Annotated in this window: 12 protein-coding genes and 1 pseudogene; 2 read left to right on the plus strand and 11 right to left on the minus strand. The window is 68.6% G+C overall.

From position 1 onward, the window contains the following. Positions 1-7: 7 nt before the first annotated feature. On the minus strand, positions 8-1,120 hold the full coding sequence (locus tag BLS95_RS34650) for a MalY/PatB family protein (RefSeq protein WP_245765467.1): 1,113 nt from the start codon (positions 1,118-1,120) through the stop codon (positions 8-10). 38 nt (positions 1,121-1,158) lie between these two features. Between BLS95_RS34650 and BLS95_RS34655 the strand changes: the two genes are divergently transcribed. Then, positions 1,159-2,028: a nucleotidyltransferase domain-containing protein gene (locus BLS95_RS34655; protein ID WP_245765468.1), complete on the plus strand. Its 870-nt coding sequence runs from the start codon at positions 1,159-1,161 to the stop codon at positions 2,026-2,028. A 350-nt stretch (positions 2,029-2,378) separates the two neighbouring features. Here BLS95_RS34655 and BLS95_RS57125 read toward each other — a convergent pair whose 3' ends face one another. From BLS95_RS57125 to BLS95_RS56055, 9 genes and pseudogenes are all read right to left on the minus strand, one after another. Further along, positions 2,379-2,582, minus strand: a complete 204-nt coding sequence (locus BLS95_RS57125; protein WP_218136124.1) for a hypothetical protein — start codon at positions 2,580-2,582, stop codon at positions 2,379-2,381. A 218-nt stretch (positions 2,583-2,800) separates the two neighbouring features. Continuing rightward, positions 2,801-3,217 (minus strand): prevent-host-death protein, encoded by a 417-nt coding sequence (locus BLS95_RS34665; RefSeq protein ID WP_090941590.1) that lies wholly within the window; start codon positions 3,215-3,217, stop codon positions 2,801-2,803. Positions 3,218-3,294: 77 nt separating this feature from the next. Continuing rightward, a complete protein-coding gene (locus tag BLS95_RS54585; RefSeq protein WP_143043980.1) occupies positions 3,295-3,486 on the minus strand; it encodes a hypothetical protein in 192 nt (63 codons plus the stop codon). A 153-nt stretch (positions 3,487-3,639) separates the two neighbouring features. Further along, positions 3,640-3,960: a hypothetical protein gene (locus BLS95_RS54590; protein ID WP_143043981.1), complete on the minus strand. Its 321-nt coding sequence runs from the start codon at positions 3,958-3,960 to the stop codon at positions 3,640-3,642. 71 nt (positions 3,961-4,031) lie between these two features. Beyond that, a complete protein-coding gene (locus BLS95_RS58280) occupies positions 4,032-4,457 on the minus strand; it encodes a toll/interleukin-1 receptor domain-containing protein (protein ID WP_245765469.1) in 426 nt (141 codons plus the stop codon). 94 nt (positions 4,458-4,551) lie between these two features. Further along, positions 4,552-4,689 (minus strand): annotated as a pseudogene (locus BLS95_RS59925) (DUF1883 domain-containing protein); the annotation flags it as partial. Positions 4,690-5,268: 579 nt separating this feature from the next. Continuing rightward, positions 5,269-8,112, minus strand: a complete 2,844-nt coding sequence (locus tag BLS95_RS34680) for a vitamin B12-dependent ribonucleotide reductase (RefSeq protein WP_090941382.1) — start codon at positions 8,110-8,112, stop codon at positions 5,269-5,271. Continuing rightward, a complete protein-coding gene (gene nrdR / locus BLS95_RS34685; protein ID WP_090941385.1) occupies positions 8,109-8,564 on the minus strand; it encodes a transcriptional regulator NrdR in 456 nt (151 codons plus the stop codon). Before nrdR ends, BLS95_RS34680 begins: the two co-directional genes overlap by 4 nt. Before the next feature lie 1,588 nt (positions 8,565-10,152). Beyond that, on the minus strand, positions 10,153-10,437 hold the full coding sequence (locus BLS95_RS56055; RefSeq protein ID WP_176993537.1) for a LysM peptidoglycan-binding domain-containing protein: 285 nt from the start codon (positions 10,435-10,437) through the stop codon (positions 10,153-10,155). A 1,584-nt stretch (positions 10,438-12,021) separates the two neighbouring features. Here BLS95_RS56055 and lexA point away from each other — a divergent pair. Further along, positions 12,022-12,729, plus strand: coding sequence for a transcriptional repressor LexA (gene lexA / locus BLS95_RS34695; protein ID WP_090941391.1), 708 nt, complete (start codon positions 12,022-12,024; stop codon positions 12,727-12,729). 973 nt (positions 12,730-13,702) lie between these two features. Here lexA and BLS95_RS34700 read toward each other — a convergent pair. Then, a complete protein-coding gene (locus tag BLS95_RS34700; protein WP_090941394.1) occupies positions 13,703-16,849 on the minus strand; it encodes a S41 family peptidase in 3,147 nt (1,048 codons plus the stop codon). Positions 16,850-16,987: the final 138 nt, after the last annotated feature.

The following is a 16,987-nucleotide window of genomic DNA, read 5'->3' on the forward strand; positions in this document are numbered from 1 at the left end:
GCACCGGTCACCGGGGCACCAGCTCCAGGCGCTGGAGGATCTCGGTGAGGACGCGTTCGGTGGTGGCGAAGTTCAGCCGGACGTAGTCCTCGCCGCCCGGGCCGAACGCGGCGCCGTCGTTCAGCCGCACCCTGGCCGTACGCTCGATGACCTCGGCCACGCCGGGACGGTCCGTACGCAGCCAGGCCAGGTACGTCGCCTCCGGCAGCCGGTAGCCGAACGTGCCGGGCAGGTGCGCGGCGATGAGGTGCCGGTTGCGGTCGAGCGCGGCCAGCGTGTCGCGGAGCCAGGCGTCCCCGTGCCGCCAGGCCGCGACCGTGGCCTCGACGCCGAACAGGTTCGCGGAGCCGTACACGAAGGGGGGTTGTGCCTTCAGGGCCCTGCGGACCTCGGGGTGGCCGAAGTGGGCGACCGCGCAGCGGATGCCGCCCAGGTTGAACGCCTTCGTCGCGGACGTGAGCGTGACGGTGCGTTCAGGCAGGATCGTGGCGAAGGGGATGTGCCGGTGCGGCTCGTAGGTCAGGTCGGCGTGGATCTCGTCCGCGATGACCAGCAGGTCGTGGCGTTCGACGTGCTCGGCCAGCTCTTCCAGCTCCGCGCGGGTGAAGACGCGGCCCGTCGGGTTGTGCGGGTTGACCAGCAGCAGCACCCGGCAGCCGGACAGGTCGGGCACCTCGAAGCGCCAGGAGTCGCCGTCCGGCACCAGCTGGAGATGACGCGGGGGTCGTTCCATGACGTCCAGCGTCTCCAGGAACGGGTGGTAGGCCGGGGTGTGCAGGGCCACGCCGTCGCCGGGTTCGGTCCAGATCTGCAGGAGCGCCTGGAGTGCCTGGTTGACGTCGTTGAAGGAGCGTACGTGGGAGGGGTCGGCGGCCCAGCCGTACCGCTTGGCCATGCGCTCGGCGAACGCCTCACTCAGCGGGCCCGCGGTGGGGTCCAGCAGCCAGGCCGGGTAGCCGAGATCTCCGGCGGCCCGCCGTTGCAGCGCCTCGACCACCGCGGGCGCGGTGGGCAGGTCCATGTCGGCCACCCAGGCGGGGATCACGTCCGGTTCGACGTCCGACCATTTGAGCCCATCGTGTAACGCTCTGAGGTCATCCGCGCGATATACGTTTTTCACCCACCTATTCTAGGATCCTGGAATGTGATGAGCCGGTGGTGCCGCTTGTGGCAGGCTGGGCGGCCATGATGCCCCATCCGAAGATCGATGCCATTGTCGAGACCTATCTGTCACTGGCCGACGCCGAGGCCCCCGGGCTGGTGGAGGGGCTCTACCTGGAGGGCTCCGCGGCCCTGGGCGACTACCGACCGGCCACGAGCGACATCGACTTCGTCGCGGTGACGGCCGCCGCACCGCCGGTCGAGGTGCTGGAGCGCATCCACGACCGGCTCGGCGCGCATCCGCTGGAGGGCTTCTACCTCACCTGGGACGACCTCCGCCGCGACCCCGCCAAGCTGGACGAACGGCCCAGGGCGCACGCGGGCCGGCTCAACCGCCGTGGCACGGTCAATCCGGTCACCTGGCACACTCTCGCCCGCCACGGCCTCACCTGCCGGGGGCCGGAGCCGTACGAGCTGGAGATCTGGAACGATCCCGACGCCCTCGCCGCGTGGACCGACGACAACCTCGACCGCTACTGGCGGCGCCTGGTGACCCGCGCCACCAACCTGGCCACCCCGTGGGGGCTGGCCACCCTGGGGAACTACGCCGTCGTGTGGATCGTCACGGGGATCGCGCGCCTGCACTACACGCTGGCCACCGGCGAGATCACCTCGAAGTCCGGGGCCGGGCGGCACGCCCTCAAGGCGTTCCCCGAGCCCTGGCACCGCGTGGTGAACGAGGCCCTGCGGCTGCGCGAGGATGACACGGCGCTGCCGTCACTGGCGAGCGCCCTCTCCGGCCTGGGCGACCACTTCGGCACCCCGCGCCGCTCACTCTACGGCTCCCCTTTTGAACGCCGCCGCGACACCCTGGGCTTCGCCGACCAGGCCATCACCGCCGCCCACACCCTCTACACCAACCGCTAGCCCCCGCCCCCGGCAACCTGACCCAGCCCACCCCCACACGCAACGCCCCCGACGAGCCCAGCCCCCACCCGACCGCAACCGGCACCGCCCCCCTCGCAACGCCTCATTCCGACCGACATGAGGTCAGGACCACGCCAAGCGAAGCCGAACCTGGTGGGTTGGGGCACGCAGACCCGCAGGGGAGCCGAGCATGAGTATGGGCCTGGCGCCGATACACGCATGTCACATGTCGTATCGGCGCCAGGCCCGTCGAATCCGTCCGCCAGTTTCACCCGGCGGACGACCAGCAGTAGCAGCAGTGCTTATACCGGGGCAGTGCACTTATCCGAGAGGTGCGGTATTCCTCAGGATCAGACCCCGTCGGTCCAGTACTTCTGGAGTCGCGCGATGGCCTCCTCTTTGCTCATCTCCGCCACGGTCGTCTCGTCAAGACCCACCCTGGAGATCAACATGAACACGAGGTCTGCGGGCAGGGCCTCCGATGGCAACTCGGGGGCTCCGCGATCAGGTCTCACCTCGTTCTGAACGCACGCCCAGAAGGTCGCCTCGTCCACCTGAAGTTGATCGCGGAGAACGTGACTCCAAATACCCGGGCCGTAGGTGCTTCGGTCGACCGGATGAGAGATACGGGTTCTCAGAATCCTGCCATCGGGGAGATCCAGCTCGTAGGTGACATGGTGCGTCCCCGTTCCTCCCCGGGCGTTCCGCACCAGACGCCAGCCCTCGATCCGACAGAACCGGTCGTGATGCTCACGGGCAGGTTGGGGCCAGCTCACCGGCCCTTCCCTATGAGCCATTCGCGCAGTTGCTCGTCATCACTGAGGCTGATCAACTGCACAAGCCCCCAGTTCTCGCGGTGGTTCGGCGCGTCGAGCAGACGGTCCTGCCAATCCTCTGCGTACTCACGGAGGCTCTCGATCATCTCCGTAATGGCTTGATCAAAGGTCGCACCGTCCGCGGCGACAGGGAGCCCCGGAATGAAAACCGACCAGCCGCCAGCTTCAGGAAGCACCTGTGCTCGAGAAGGAGTGACCATCGCGAGGTAGTGCCGGAGTCTTTCAACATCCACGAAGGCGGTCACGGCTGACTCACGACGCACCGTTGCCACGCGACCTCTCTCGGCCGCATCCAAAAGCGCCTTGAGATGTGCACGAGCTTCTGTATAGGTGTCGAAGTGAACAGGGGTCATGACGAACCTCCCAGCGAGACGCACCTCCACGGTGCCATGTCACTTTAGGTACGTCAAGTACGTCGCGTACTGATCATTCAACCGCACGGCCGACCATACAGTTGCATCAAGCGCACGTCGGCGATCCAGTCCATCTCCTGGACCGTCAGCACAGTGCGGCGCTTGGGCGGGCTGCCGCGCGAGGCCTTGCCGTAGCGGACATATAGCCCGCCATACTGCCGGAACTGGGGTGTCTTCGGGGCGCGCCGCAGATCACCCAGATCCAGCATGCGGGCCTCGTTGCGGCGCAGGCCGAACGCGTAGATGGTCTTGAACAGCGCCGCGTCCCGCCGCGCGGGTGAGGCTGCCCTTGCGACCGAGGGTCTGGGTCTGCTCGACCCGTGCATCGACGGCGTCGAACAGGGCTTGGACCTCATCGAAGATCAGCGGTCGTCGCCCGACTGCCCCTCATACTCGGCGACGTGCGCAACCCGGTTGTCCTCGGTGAAGATCTGCTGCGGTGTCACCCCGAAGCGACGTTCGCGCTCCTCCGGGCAGCCGTAACGCCGGTGAACTCCACCAACCGCCGCACCATGGACAGTCGCGGACTGATCGTGGCTTTCTCTCTCAGGAACCGGGTCCGCTGCTGGCACGCCCACCTGCCGGCATCGCCTCCGGAACGGCCTGCTCCGGGTCGAGCGGGACGATGCCTTCGACCAGTTCCAGATGTGCCGCGCCAGGCAGATCAGCAGCTTGAGCCACACCTACCTCTGTTGCTGGCAACATTGTTGAGGCTGGCTAGCTGTGGCGCAAGCAGGTCGGAGAGATCGCTCTGTCAGTCGTCGAATGTGGGAGGCCGGACGACGTCCGCGATCTCCTTTGCGATCTCTTCGATCGTGTATTGGGCTGTATTTCTCGCTATTTTGTCGGCCAGCGACGGACTCTGGGCCATCACTTCGTCCTTGGTGATGTTGTGCCAGATCGGGAGAAGGTTCTGCTCACCAGAAACATATCGAGTAATCAGCCCGTCGAGCTCATACTGCGGCCACCCCTTCCTGAAGAAAGAGTTCGACAGGACGACCACGCCGAAACGGCTTCCAGCAAAGCCAGAGTCGATCTTGCGACGCAAGCTATCACCGATACGAAGTTCGAAGGCATCCAGCCACACCTCCAGGCCGGCAGCTTTCAGATGATCGGCGAGAGGGCTCACCACCGCCGCCTTGTCCTCGTTGGCGTGCGAGATGAAAACATCGCCAGACACGCTGACCCACAACGACCTGGCTAGGAGGAACCTCATGGCGGATCCGCTCCAGCGAGGACGTTTCCGACCGGAGCGCTGGCAGCGGAGGAGGCTCGACACTGACCGAGGATTTGACTCTGCCACCAAGGCCGGCGAGGTCGACGGTGATATACCAATGCCCGCTGCTGGGAAGGGAGATACGGGCAGGTGAGCGTTTGGCCAGCCCACCGCGGCAGTTGAACTTTCGCCCGTTCTTATATGCCCGAAGTTACTGGCATTCATTAGTCGAACGTTTGCAGCGTTGCCGCTTAGGGTGACCACCGCTACGGCCCCGCGTTGTTGCTGCAGGGGTGTGATTGCGCGTGCCGCATGCCGTGGACACATTGCTGCACCGCGGTCTACCCAAGCCCTCCAAGGTGTGGGCCTCGGACGGCTCTACATCATTTCCGACGCCCGCGCGTCGGCGTCTGGGAAAGCGCGCTAGCCGCTGCGGCCTTCGCCGCCTTGCCCGACTTCGAGCTGGACAGCGTCTTGCCGGCGGCAGACGCAGCCTTACTGCTGGTCTGGCGCAGGTTTCGCTTCGCCATGCGACCCGGAAGCTGATGTCATGCAGGTTCCTACGCCGAGCAGGAACATCAGCTTCCTGATCGCACCGAGCGCCTGGCCTCCCAAAGGCCAGGCGCTCGCCGTATCAGCCGTCATACTGACGACCAAGACGGAACCCAGTTGTCTCTTCCGGGGCGCAACCCGGAGGAGACCACCTCTATTTGCGTATCTGCAACTCGTCTGAGCACTTGCCCAGTTGTTGCATCCGCCGCAACTTTGCCCGTTTTCAGCTGCAGCCGCTGGTAGAACCGCATCCTTCGCAGACGTAGCAACTACCGGCGGGCCGCATCTTGGTGCCGCAGGTCATGCAGAGCGGCGCGTCGGCCGTGAAGCGCTGGTGGCTCTCCAGCGTCAGCTCCTGGCCCGACGCCGACAGCGACGCCTGCTGCCGCTCCTCCCCCTTGGGCTTCTCCTCAATGGGCGCCGACTGGGCCAGCGTCTCGCGGTCCAGCGACTCCTGCAGCGCCGCCGGGTCCTCGCCCCGCTGCTGCGCCGCCCGCTCGGCCGCCGAGAAGATGCCCAGGGCCGCCCGCTCCTCGTAGGGCAGGTGGTCGAGAGCCAGCCGGCGGAAGATGTAGTCCATCACGGACGTGGCCATCCGGATGTCCGGGTCGTCCGTCATGCCCGCGGGCTCGAACCGCATGTTCACGAACTTGCTCATGTACGTCTCCAGCGGCACCCCGTACTGGAGCCCGATGGAGATCGCCACGGAGAACGCGTCCATGACGCCCGCCAGCGTCGAACCCTGCTTGGACATCTTGAGGAAGACCTCGCCGAGTCCGTCGTCCGGGTAGGACGAAGCGGTCATGTAGCCCTTCGCGCCACCCACCGTGAAGCGGGTGGTCATGCTGGGCCGCTGGTTGGGCATGCGCCGCCGGGTCGGCCGGTTGACCTCAATGACCTTGACCTCGGGCTCCGCCGCGGCCTCGACCTGCTTGACCTCGTCCTTCTTGGCGCCGTTGCCCGCCGACAGCGGCTGGCCGACCTTGCAGTTGTCGCGGTAGACCGCGAGCGCCTTGAGGCCGAGCTTCCAGCCCTCCAGGTAGACCTGCTCGATGTCGTCGATCGTGGCCGACTCGGGCAGGTTGACCGTCTTGGAGATGGCGCCGGACAGGAACGGCTGCGTGGCCGCCATCATCCGTACGTGCCCCATCGGCGCGATGGCCCGCTCACCCATGGCGCAGTCGAACACCTCGTAGTGCTCCAGGCGCAGGCCGGGGGCATCGACGACGTGGCTGTGCTCGCCGATGTACTCGACGATGGCCTCGATCTGCTCCTGCTGGTAGCCGAGCTGCTTGAGCGCCCGCGGGATCGTCTGGTTGACGATCTGCATGGACCCGCCGCCGACGAGCTTCTTGAACTTGACCAGCGCCAGGTCCGGCTCGATGCCGGTGGTGTCGCAGTCCATCATCAGGCCGATCGTGCCGGTGGGCGCGAGCAGGCTGGCCTGGGCGTTGCGGTAGCCATGCCTCTCGCCGAGCTTGAGGCACTCCGACCACTGACGCGACGCCTCGCTGTGGATCTTCGAGTCCATGGAGCCGATGGTCCGCAGGTCGTCGTTCGCCGCCGCGTGCTTGCGCATGACCCGCTTGTGCGGCTCCGCGTTCCTGGCATATCCGTCGTACGGGCCCACGACCCCGGCCAGCTCGGCGCTGCGACGGTAGGACACGCCGGTCATGAGGCTGGTGATCGCCCCGGCCACGGCCCGGCCGCCGTCGGAGTCGTAGGCGTGGCCCGTGGCCATGAGCAGCGCGCCCAGGTTGGCGTAGCCGATGCCGAGCTGCCGGTAGGCCCGCGTGGTCTCGCCGATCTTCTGCGTCGGGAAGTCCGCGAACGTGATCGAGATGTCCATCGCGGTGATGATCAGCTCGGTCAGCTTGACGAAGTTGGCGACGTCGAAGGAGTTGTCGTCCTTCAGGAACTTCAGCAGGTTGATGCTGGCCAGGTTGCAGGAGGAGTTGTCCAGGTGGACGTATTCACTGCACGGGTTGCTCGCCGTGATCCGGCCGGTCTCGGGGGTGGTGTGCCAGTCGTTGATCGTGTCGTCGTACTGCAGGCCCGGGTCTGCGCACTCCCAGGCGGCCTTGGCCATCTTGCGGAACAGGTCCTTCGCGTCGACCTTCTCGATGACCTCGCCGGTCAGGCGGGCCCGCAGGCCGAAGTCGTCGCCCTTCTCCACCGCCCGCATGAACTCGTCGGAGACGCGTACGGAGTTGTTGGCGTTCTGGTACTGGACGCTGACGATGTCCTTGCCGCCCAGGTCCATGTCGAACCCGGCGTCGCGCAGCGCGCGGATCTTGTCCTCTTCGCGCGCCTTGGTCTCGATGAACTCCTCGATGTCGGGGTGGTCCACGTCGAGCACGACCATCTTGGCGGCCCTGCGGGTGGCGCCGCCGGACTTGATCGTGCCCGCGGACGCGTCCGCGCCACGCATGAAGCTCACCGGGCCGCTGGCGGTGCCGCCGCTCGACAACAGTTCCTTGGACGAGCGGATGCGGGACAGGTTGACCCCCGACCCCGAGCCGCCCTTGAAGATCACGCCCTCTTCCTTGTACCACTCCAGGATCGACTCCATCTGGTCGTCCACGGAGAGGATGAAGCAGGCGCTCACTTGCTGCGGCGACTTCGTGCCCACGTTGAACCAGACCGGCGAGTTGAACGCGAACACCTGGTGCGCCAGCGCGTGCTTGAGCTCGTGGTCGAAGATCTCGGCGTCCTCGTCACTGGCGAAGTAGCCGTGCTCGATCCCGGTCTTCGTGTAGACGCCCACGACGCGGTCGATGAGCTGCTTGAGGCTCCACTCGCGCTGCGGCGTGCCCACGGCACCCCGGAAGTATTTGGTGGTCACGATGTTGGCCGCGTTGACCGACCAGAACTCGGGGAACTCGACGCCATGCTGCTCAAAGTTCACTGAGCCGTCGCGCCAGTTCGTCATGACGACGTCACGGCGCTCCCACTGAATCTCGTCATACGGGTGCACGCCGGGCTTGGTGAAGATCCGCTTCATCTTCAGTCCCTTGCGCGGACGCTTCCCCCCGCGCGCGACTGAACCGCTGGCCGTCTCCGTCATGACTCCCCCTTCTCCGCCTTCAACTGTGAGATCTCGGCCTCGAAGTCCGCCAGGCTCTCGAAACCGCGATATACCGATGCGAACCGCAGGTAAGCCACCTCGTCGAGCTCTCGCAACGGGCCGAGGATGGCCAGGCCCACCTCGTTGGAGGGGATCTCGGCCGCGCCCTTGGCCCGGATCGCCTCCTCCACCCGCTGCCCGAGTTGCGCCAGCGAGTCCTCACTGACCGGCCTGCCCTGACATGCCCGCCGCACGCCCGCGACGACCTTGTCCCGCGAGAACGGCTCCGTCACCCCACTGCGCTTGCTCACCATGAGCAGAACGGTCTCCTGCGTGGTGAACCTGCGCCCGCACTCGGGGCAGGTGCGACGACGCCGGATGGCCGCGCCGTCGTCCGTGGAGCGGCTGTCGATGACCCTGGTGTCAGGATGGCGACAGAACGGACAGTGCACGCTTTCGCCTCCATTTACCGCCACCAACGGTCCACAACCGATCGCCGCAACCGGACGCTCGCGCACACCCCACGGGCTTCCATGGGGCGGTCACGTAAACACAAGGTGTGGTGAACCTACATCGGTGTAACTACTAGATGTTGTGGTCCAACCGTAGAAGCGAGCGACCATGAACGCAAGTTGAGCGACCCGTTCGACCCGAAGTCGCTGATCAGCCAGCCGTACGCCGACCGATCCGGGCGTGTCGCCCTCAACACCGACCCGCCGACCGATGTTCCCACCCCAAAGCCACCACAGGAGTCCCCCACTTACCCTCCCGCGAACAATCCTCACAACCGTACCCAACCCTCCACCCACCCCTCAGACCCTCCCAGCCCCCACCGTCCGCCCCACCAGCATCGCGATCGGACCGGCCTGCTAACTGCCCCCCCGCACCACATTTCACCCACTCCCCACCGGGAACGGATGCCCTGACGACATCCACCGCACCGGAACCGCAAAGCAACAACGCCCCCGTCCCGCCCCCTCGCATGCAGCCATGACAGCGCCCACCCAACGCCACAGACGCTGAACGGGTTACGACACGAGCAACCCGACCGAACGCGCACGTTAGCCATCCCACGACGGCCACGCACGTTAACCACGCCGAGACTGCTCGCGCACATCGGCCACACCGGAACCGCAGCGCACCTTAACCCCCTGAACTGGTCCGCACGTCGGCCACGCCGGGGACGGTCCGACACCCTCAGCCACAGGGAAGCCGAAGGCGCACGTTAACCACGCCGTGCCGGTCACGCACCTGGGCCACGCCGGACCGGTCGCACACGTCAGCGACACCGGAGCAGAGCGCACATTAGCCACGCCAGGCCAGTGACGCACGTCGGCCGCGCTGGGCTTATCGCACATGTCGGCCACGCCGGGACCGGTCGAGCTCGTCGTCCACACCAAGCCGCACGCCGACGCGAACCGCACAACGCGGACACGACCCAGGCAACGCCAAACGAGGCGCCACTCGTCAGCCACACCAGCACGACCCAGCCGCACGGACACCAGAGCCGACGCGACCACGAACCACCTCAGGTGGAAGTTACCGCTAGCCACGCCGGGGCCTGCCCAGACAGGAACCGCACCAGACGGACACGAACCCGAGCACCATCTCGCGGGCACCCCACGTCGGCCGCAGCCACCAGGCGCACGTGGTCGCTACCCGCTGGAGTCGGACACGGAGGCGGAGGCGGACACGGACACGGACACGGACACGGACACGGACACGGACCATCCTCGGGTGGAAGGGGCCGCAACCCCAACGCCAGGACCCGCACCCGACACAAACCACGCCAGGCGGACACAACCGAGCAACGCCAAACGAACCGAAGTCCGCCCCTCAGCCGCACCAGCGGGACAAAGACGCCACCCACACCCAAGCCGGACGCGAGCACGAATCACCCCAAGCAGGAGGGACCACCGTCCACGCCGGGCCGGACTCGACCACGAGCCATATCAGGTGGGCAGTGACGCGGCCCATCGCCAGGCAGGGTGCAGAGGTCAGGCGCCTGACCCCGGCGGGAGATTCGTCCCTACCGAGTGATCAGCGTAAGGCGGCCGTGTCGTTGGGGACGTAAAGGCGGGTGCCTGGACGGATGAGGGAGTCAGGGAGCCCGTTCAGCCGCTTGATCTCCGCCACCACGGCATCCGTGTCACCGCCTCTGGTGAGCGCGTCGGCGATCCCCCACAAGGTGTCCCCTTGGTGCACCTCCACCCATGGCAGCCCCGCATGGCCGGGCACCACGACCTGCACCGCCGCATGCCCTGCGGCACGCGTACCGAGCCAGAACCCGCCCAGCGACAGCAACGCCACCCCGATCACCACCACGAGCCGCCCACGGCGGGTCAGCCGAACCGGCGGGGCGGACCGACGCCCAAGCCGCGCCGCCGCCCGCCGCTCACGCCACCCAACGGCCCACCGGCTCCACCCCCGCCGCGCCGTCCCACGACCCACAGGCCGCCTCGGACCGACCCCCACGCCGCCTTTCGCCCCTACCGTCGGCCCTGGACCCCCACCGGCCACACCACCAACCGTCCGCTTGCCCGCTCCGGGCCCCTTTACCGCTACCTTCGGCCCCCTACCAGCGCGAACCTTGCCCCCGGCGATCCGGGAGCCCCTGCCCACACCACCCTCCACCCCCGCCGCCGTCACTCCCTCACGCGCCCCTGCGCCGCCGTTCGCTCCGGTCCCCCTCACCGACCCACGCGCACCCCTGCCGCCGTCCGCACCCGTCCCCGTCACCGGCCCACGAGCACGTACGCCGCCATCCCCGCCAGCCGCCGTCGCCGGCCCAGGAGTGCCTCTGCCGCCGTTCGCGCCGGTCGCTGGCACTGGCCCGCGACCACGCGCGCCACCATCCGCCCGGCTCGCCGCTACTCCCTTACGCCTGCCGGCACCAGCCCTCGCCTCGGGCGCCGCTGTGCCACCACGCCCGTCTACGCCTGTCTTCCTCGCCCCCGCGCTCATTCCGCCGCGCGGACCTGCGCCGCCCCTCGGCTCTGCCGCCGCCGCGCCCCAGGATCCGGCGCCCCCAGGCCCGGCGCCCCCAGGCCCGACGCTCCCAGGCCCGACGCTCCCGGGTCCGGCGGCGGCGACCTGTGCCCCTGCCACAGTCAAGTTCCTGGGTGCACCCGCGCTGTTCGCCTCGGTTGCCGGTGCTCCGCCACGCCTGCCCGCGCCGCGCTTCGCCCCTGTCGCCGCCGCCGCTGCTTCCCCACGCCTCCACACGCCGCGCCGGGCTCCCGTCGGCGCCGCCGCTGCTCTCCCGCGGCCGGCTGTGCCGGCTTCATCCTCCGCCGCCACCGTTCCTTGGCCGTTGCCCGGCACGAAGGGCTTTCGGCCTGTCCGTGTCTCCTCGCCGTCGACGGGGGGCGCGTGAGGCCCTCTGCGGGTTTGCAGGAGGGTGTCGTCCTGGTCGGAATCCGCACGTGGCGAGGGGACAAGTCGCAAATGCGGCTTTCCACGTCCTCGGATCGCTCCCCCGCCGGACGAAGATCCGCCGCGCGTTCGCCCGCCACTCGAACGGAGCCCCAACATCTTCCCGGAATTCCCGCGGGATCCAGCCCCCGAACGCGTATTGTCTCCACGTCGATCGTTACTCTGCGTGGCGTCGGCGATGAGCGTGAGTAGTTTGACGTCTTCGCTGGTCGTGTCCGTATTTGTGGTCGTTCGCATGGATGACCTCCCGCCGTGTGGCCTGAGGAAAAGGCCAAATAAAGATCAGCAAATCGAACACGGTGTCGATCGAACTCCCGTACGATGTTGTACACCACACTGGCGACAATTTCGAGGAAGACTCGAACAATTGTTTGAAGATGATCTTCAACAGCGATAACGTCGCTGTGTGCGACATCAAGACCACGGACCGGGAGGTTCGCCGGTGAGGCGGGCCGCCAGGCGAGGAGGAAGAGCATGAGTGAGCGGGATGACGCAAACGGGGTCAGTGACCTCGCAGTGCGCCGACGCGACTCCCTGGGGTTGACCCCCAGGCAGCGCAAGATTCTCGAAGTGATTCGCGACTCGGTGCAACAGCGCGGATATCCGCCCTCCATGCGCGAGATCGGCGAGGCGGTGCAGCTGACCAGCACGTCCAGCGTGTCACACCAGCTGACGGCGCTGCAGCGCAAGGGCTACCTGCGCCGCGACCCGCACCGGCCGCGTGCTCTCGAGGTGCGCCTCCCGGGCGAGCCCGTGCTGTGGGTCGACCCCGACGCCACCGACGAGGAGGCGACGGTCAGCCGCCCGACGGCCGCCTACGTCCCGCTCGTCGGCCGTATCGCCGCCGGTGGCCCGATCCTCGCCGAGGAGAGCGTCGAGGACGTCTTCGCCCTGCCCAAGCAGCTCGTCGGTGAAGGCACCCTGTTCCTGCTGCAGGTCGCCGGTGACTCGATGATCGAGGCCGCCATCGCCGACGGTGACTGGGTGGTCGTGCGCCAGCAGCCGGTGGCGGAGAGCGGCGACATCGTGGCCGCCATGATCGAGGGCGAGGCCACCGTCAAGACCTTCAAGCGCAAGGACGGCCACGTCTGGCTCGTTCCTCACAACGCCAACTACGAGCCCATCCCCGGTGACGAAGCCAGCGTCCTGGGCAAGGTCGTAGCGGTCCTCCGCCGGTTGTAGGCGCCCAGCTAGCTCACCACGGGCCACCGCCGTCCAGGACCTGCGTCGTCCACGGGCCACGTCGTCCAGGGGAAAGCGCCGTCCACGACGCCTCACCGGGCGTGGTGGACGTCCCGGGTGCACAAGTGTACGTCCCAGAGGAGGCGGACGCTCCGTGGTCGCGGATGTCGGACGGGTTGGGTACGCGACCACCCCGAGTGTTCCCCGGGGGACGCCCCGGTGGTGGGCACCGCTGGGGAATGCGGGTGCCCAGGTTCACGGGACACACGCTCGTCCCTGAAGCACAAGCGTCCCGCTTGGCGAAGGTGCCGGTCGCAGGCGTCCCGGGTCACGGCGGGCGTCCTAGGTCATTGATGTCGTAACGGCGGCTCGGGCATGTGTCATTCGCCCGAGCCGCGCCCCAGAAGCAGCCCAAGCGGCGCTCCGCAAGCCGCCCAGACGGCGATCGACGCCGCAGCGAGCAGCCCACGCACCGAGCCCACGTCCCCGCCAGCAGCCCGCCCGATGAAGCCACGCCCCCGTCGGCAGCCCGCGCGCCGACCCAGCGCCCGCAATGAGCACCACCCGCGCCGGCCCCGGCCCCGGCCCCGGCCTCGCGATGAGCTCCTCGCATGCCGACACCGCGCCCCGGCGAGCAGCCCGCGCACCCAGCCCACGCCCCCGCCAGCAGCCCGCCCGACAACGCCACGCCCCCGTCGGCAGCCCGCGCGCTAACCCAGCGCTCACAACGAGCACCACCGGCGCCGGCCCGGCCTTGTGATGAGCTCCTCGTATGCCGACGCCACGCCCCGGGGCGAGCAGCCCGCGTGCCGATCCGCGCACCGGCGGGCAGCCCGGCTTGACAGGGTGGCGTCCCGGTGAGTGGTGGGCTTTCAGACGGCTCGCTCTCGTGCGGTCCCATGCGCCAACGAGCAACGTGCCGCTTGATCGTGCCTCACCGGTCGGCGGGACGCCACGTGGGGTGAAGGCTGCGTTATCGGGGCAGCGGGGGCAGGTCCGGTGGGGTGGCGGGCGGGTGCTCCTCCAGGGCGGCCAGGGCGAGTTCAATTGCCTTGTCCAGCTGCGGATCCCGGCCCGCCGCCCGGTCCTGAGGTGTGATCACCACCTCGATGTCCGGATCCACCCCGTAGTTCTCGACTCCCCACCCCGGCCCGTCGAGCCAGAACGAGTAGCGAGGCTGGGTAACCCGGGTTCCGTCCACCAGCGAGTACCTCGAGTCGATGCCGATCACCCCGCCCCACGTCCGGGTGCCCACCAGCGGCCCGATCCCCCGGTTCTTGATCCCGGCGCTGACGATGTCCCCGTCCGAGCCCGCGAACTCGTCGGTGATCGTCACGATCGGCCCCCGGGGCGAGTCCTCCGGATACCGCATCGGCTCGTACCCGCGCGCCCGCGCCCAGCCGGTGACCTTGCGGGACAGTTTCTCCAGCACCAGCTCCGACAGGTGCCCGCCGCTGTTCCCGCGTACGTCCACGATCAGCCCGTCATAGGCCATCTCGGTACGCAGGTCGCGATGGAACTGCGCCCACCCGGAAGCCACCATGTCGGGCACGTGCAGGTACCCCAGCGTGCCCCCCGACGCCTCCCGGACGGCGGCCCGGCGGCCCTCGACCCAGTCGTGGTAGCGGAGCTGTGTCTCGTCCGCGATCGGGCTGACCACGACGCGGCGCGGGTCCCCGCCGGAGGACGGCCGTACGGTCAGCTCGATCGCCTGGTTGGCGGTGCCGGCCAGGAGGGGAAGCGGGCCGCGTACCGGGTCCACCGGGCGTCCGCCGACCGCGATGATCGCGTCACCGGGACGGACGGCCACGCCGGGGGCGAGCAGCGGCGAGCGGGCGTCGTGGTCGGAGGACTCGCCGGGCAGGATGCGCGTGATCCGCCACACCCCCTGGTCGTCCCTTTCCAGGTCGGCCCCGAGCAGGCCCTGGCGGCGGCGCGAGTCGAAACCGCCGCCGGAGGCGATGGCGTAGGCGTGGGAGGTGCCCAGCTCGCCCTGCGCCTCCCAGAGCAGGTCGATCAGCTCGGAGTGGACGCCGATGCGCTCGACCAGCGGCTCGTAACGGTCGAGTACGCCCTGCCAGTCGACGCCGTTCATGTCCTCGCGCCAGAAGTGGTCGCGCATGAGCCGTCCGGCCTCGCGGAAGCCCTGCCGCCACTCGGCGACCGGGTCGAGCTGGATGGTGATCCGGTCGAGGTCGATGGTCACGACCTCGTCGCCCTCGGTGGCGGCGCGGGTCTGCAGGCCGTTCTTGCCGTTGGTGACCAGCCTGCTGCCGTCCCCGCTGACCTCGAACGAGCGCAGTTCCTTGCCCAGCTCGGCCTTGGCGCGCTTCTTGAGGTCGTAGCGTTCGAGCACGACCTCGCCGGCCGGTTCCGCCCCGTCGCCGAGCATGCCGGTGAGCGGGTGACGCAGCCAGAGCAGCGCGTCCTTGGCGGTGCGCAGGTTGCTGTAGCGGGCGGCGGCCACCGGCACCGGCACGACGCGCGAGGCGAGCCCTTCGGGGTCGACCTCGGTACGGGGCGGCGCGCCGTCCTTCTTCTCCTCCTTGTCGGGCTTGTCGTCCTCGCCGTTGAACCCGCGCCCCTGCAACGAGGGGTCGAACGGGGACGGCGTGGCGGCCTGCAGGGGCACGATGTACGGCTTGCACCCGTACGGGAACGACAGGTCGAAGACGTGCGCATCGTAAACAGGATCGAACGTCCGTATCGACAGGAACGCCAGATGCTTCCCGTCCTTGGTGAACGCCGGGTCGAAGTCGGCGAACCGCACCGGCGTCACGTCGATCACCGACGTGCCGTCCACCCGCCCCATCTTGATCTGTGACAGCGGCTCGTGATGCGGATGCACCCAGGCCAGCCACCCGGAGTCGGGCGAGAACGTCAGCCCGCTCACGTCCCCCTGCGTGGTCCGGTCGAGCTCCCGGATATTTCCGGATTCGAGGTCGATGACCAGCAGCCGCCCGTCATGCGTGGCCACGGCCGCATGCTTGCCGTCGGGCGCGGCCTCCAGTTCGAGCACCCGCCCGAGCTGCCCCGTGGCCAGCGTCCTGACCTCGCCGCCGGGCGTACCGATCTCCAGCCCGTCCTCCCCGCCGGCGTCGGACACCCACACGGCCCGCCCGTCGGCGTTCAGCACGCGCGGCAGGCGTACCCGGACGCCCGCCTCCGCCCGCAGCACGCCCGCGGGCCCGTCGCGGTGGGTCACCCAGTGCGCGGTACCGCGGATCTCGACGGCGCTGGCCCGCCCCGACACGTCCGGCGCGTAGCCCCCGACCCGCAGGGGCGCGGGCCTCCTGGCCCGCCCCGGCCGCGGCCCGCCGAGCCGCACGTCCAGCCGGTACGGCTCCGCCTCCAGGCTCTCCAGCAACCACAGATCCCCGGCGTGGCTGTAGATCACCCGCTCCCCGTCGCTGGTGGCGTGCCGGGCGTAGAACTCCTCGTGGGAGCTGTGCCGGCGCAGGTCGGAGCCGTCGGGCAGGGCGGAGTAGACGTTCCCGACGCCGTCGATGTCGGCCAGGAACACGATCCGGCCCCCCACCCAGCTCACCGACCAGTACTGGGCCGTGCTGTCGGCGAACAACCGGACGAACTCCCCGCCCCCGTCGGCGTCGACCCAGAGCTTGCCTGCGGTGCCGCCCCGGTAGCGCTTCCACTGCGACGGCTCCCGCCACACCGATGACACGGTGGCGACCCGCTCCTGGTCGAGCGCGACATCGCTGACCCATCCGAACGGCAGGCGGGTGGCCGGCCCGCCGTCGAGCGGCACCTCGTAGGCCCAGGTCCGGCTGCGCTCGCTCTCCCCGGCCGAGGTGATCGCGAGAACCTGCCCGCCGGGGGTCCATCCACGCACGCCGGAGCCGGTGCCCCAGTGAGTGAGCCGCTCGCCCTCGGGCCCGTCGATCTCGGCCGCGAACACCTCGGGGGCGCCCTCCTTGGTGCTGCTCCACGCGATGCGGCTGCCGTCGGGCGAGAATCGCGGATGTGCGACGGGCACGCGATCGGCGGTGAACCGCCAGGCCCTGCCACCGGCGAGAGGAGCCAGCCAGACATCGTCGTCGGCGACGAAGGTCACCACGTCACCGTGCAGATGGGGGAATCTCAGGTATGCGCCATTTGTCACAGCTGCACACTATGCGAGAAGCCAAGGTCAGCCCTCGAATTCTCCTCCAAGCAGACCCGCCCCGTCCTGCGAACGGTCAAGTGAGGGATGCGTCGGATATGTACGGGAATGAGCCGATCGCCCGTCTTCATATCCTGT

The organism is Nonomuraea jiangxiensis, from assembly GCF_900099965.1.
GTDB classification, from domain to species: Bacteria; Actinomycetota; Actinomycetes; order Streptosporangiales; family Streptosporangiaceae; genus Nonomuraea; species Nonomuraea jiangxiensis.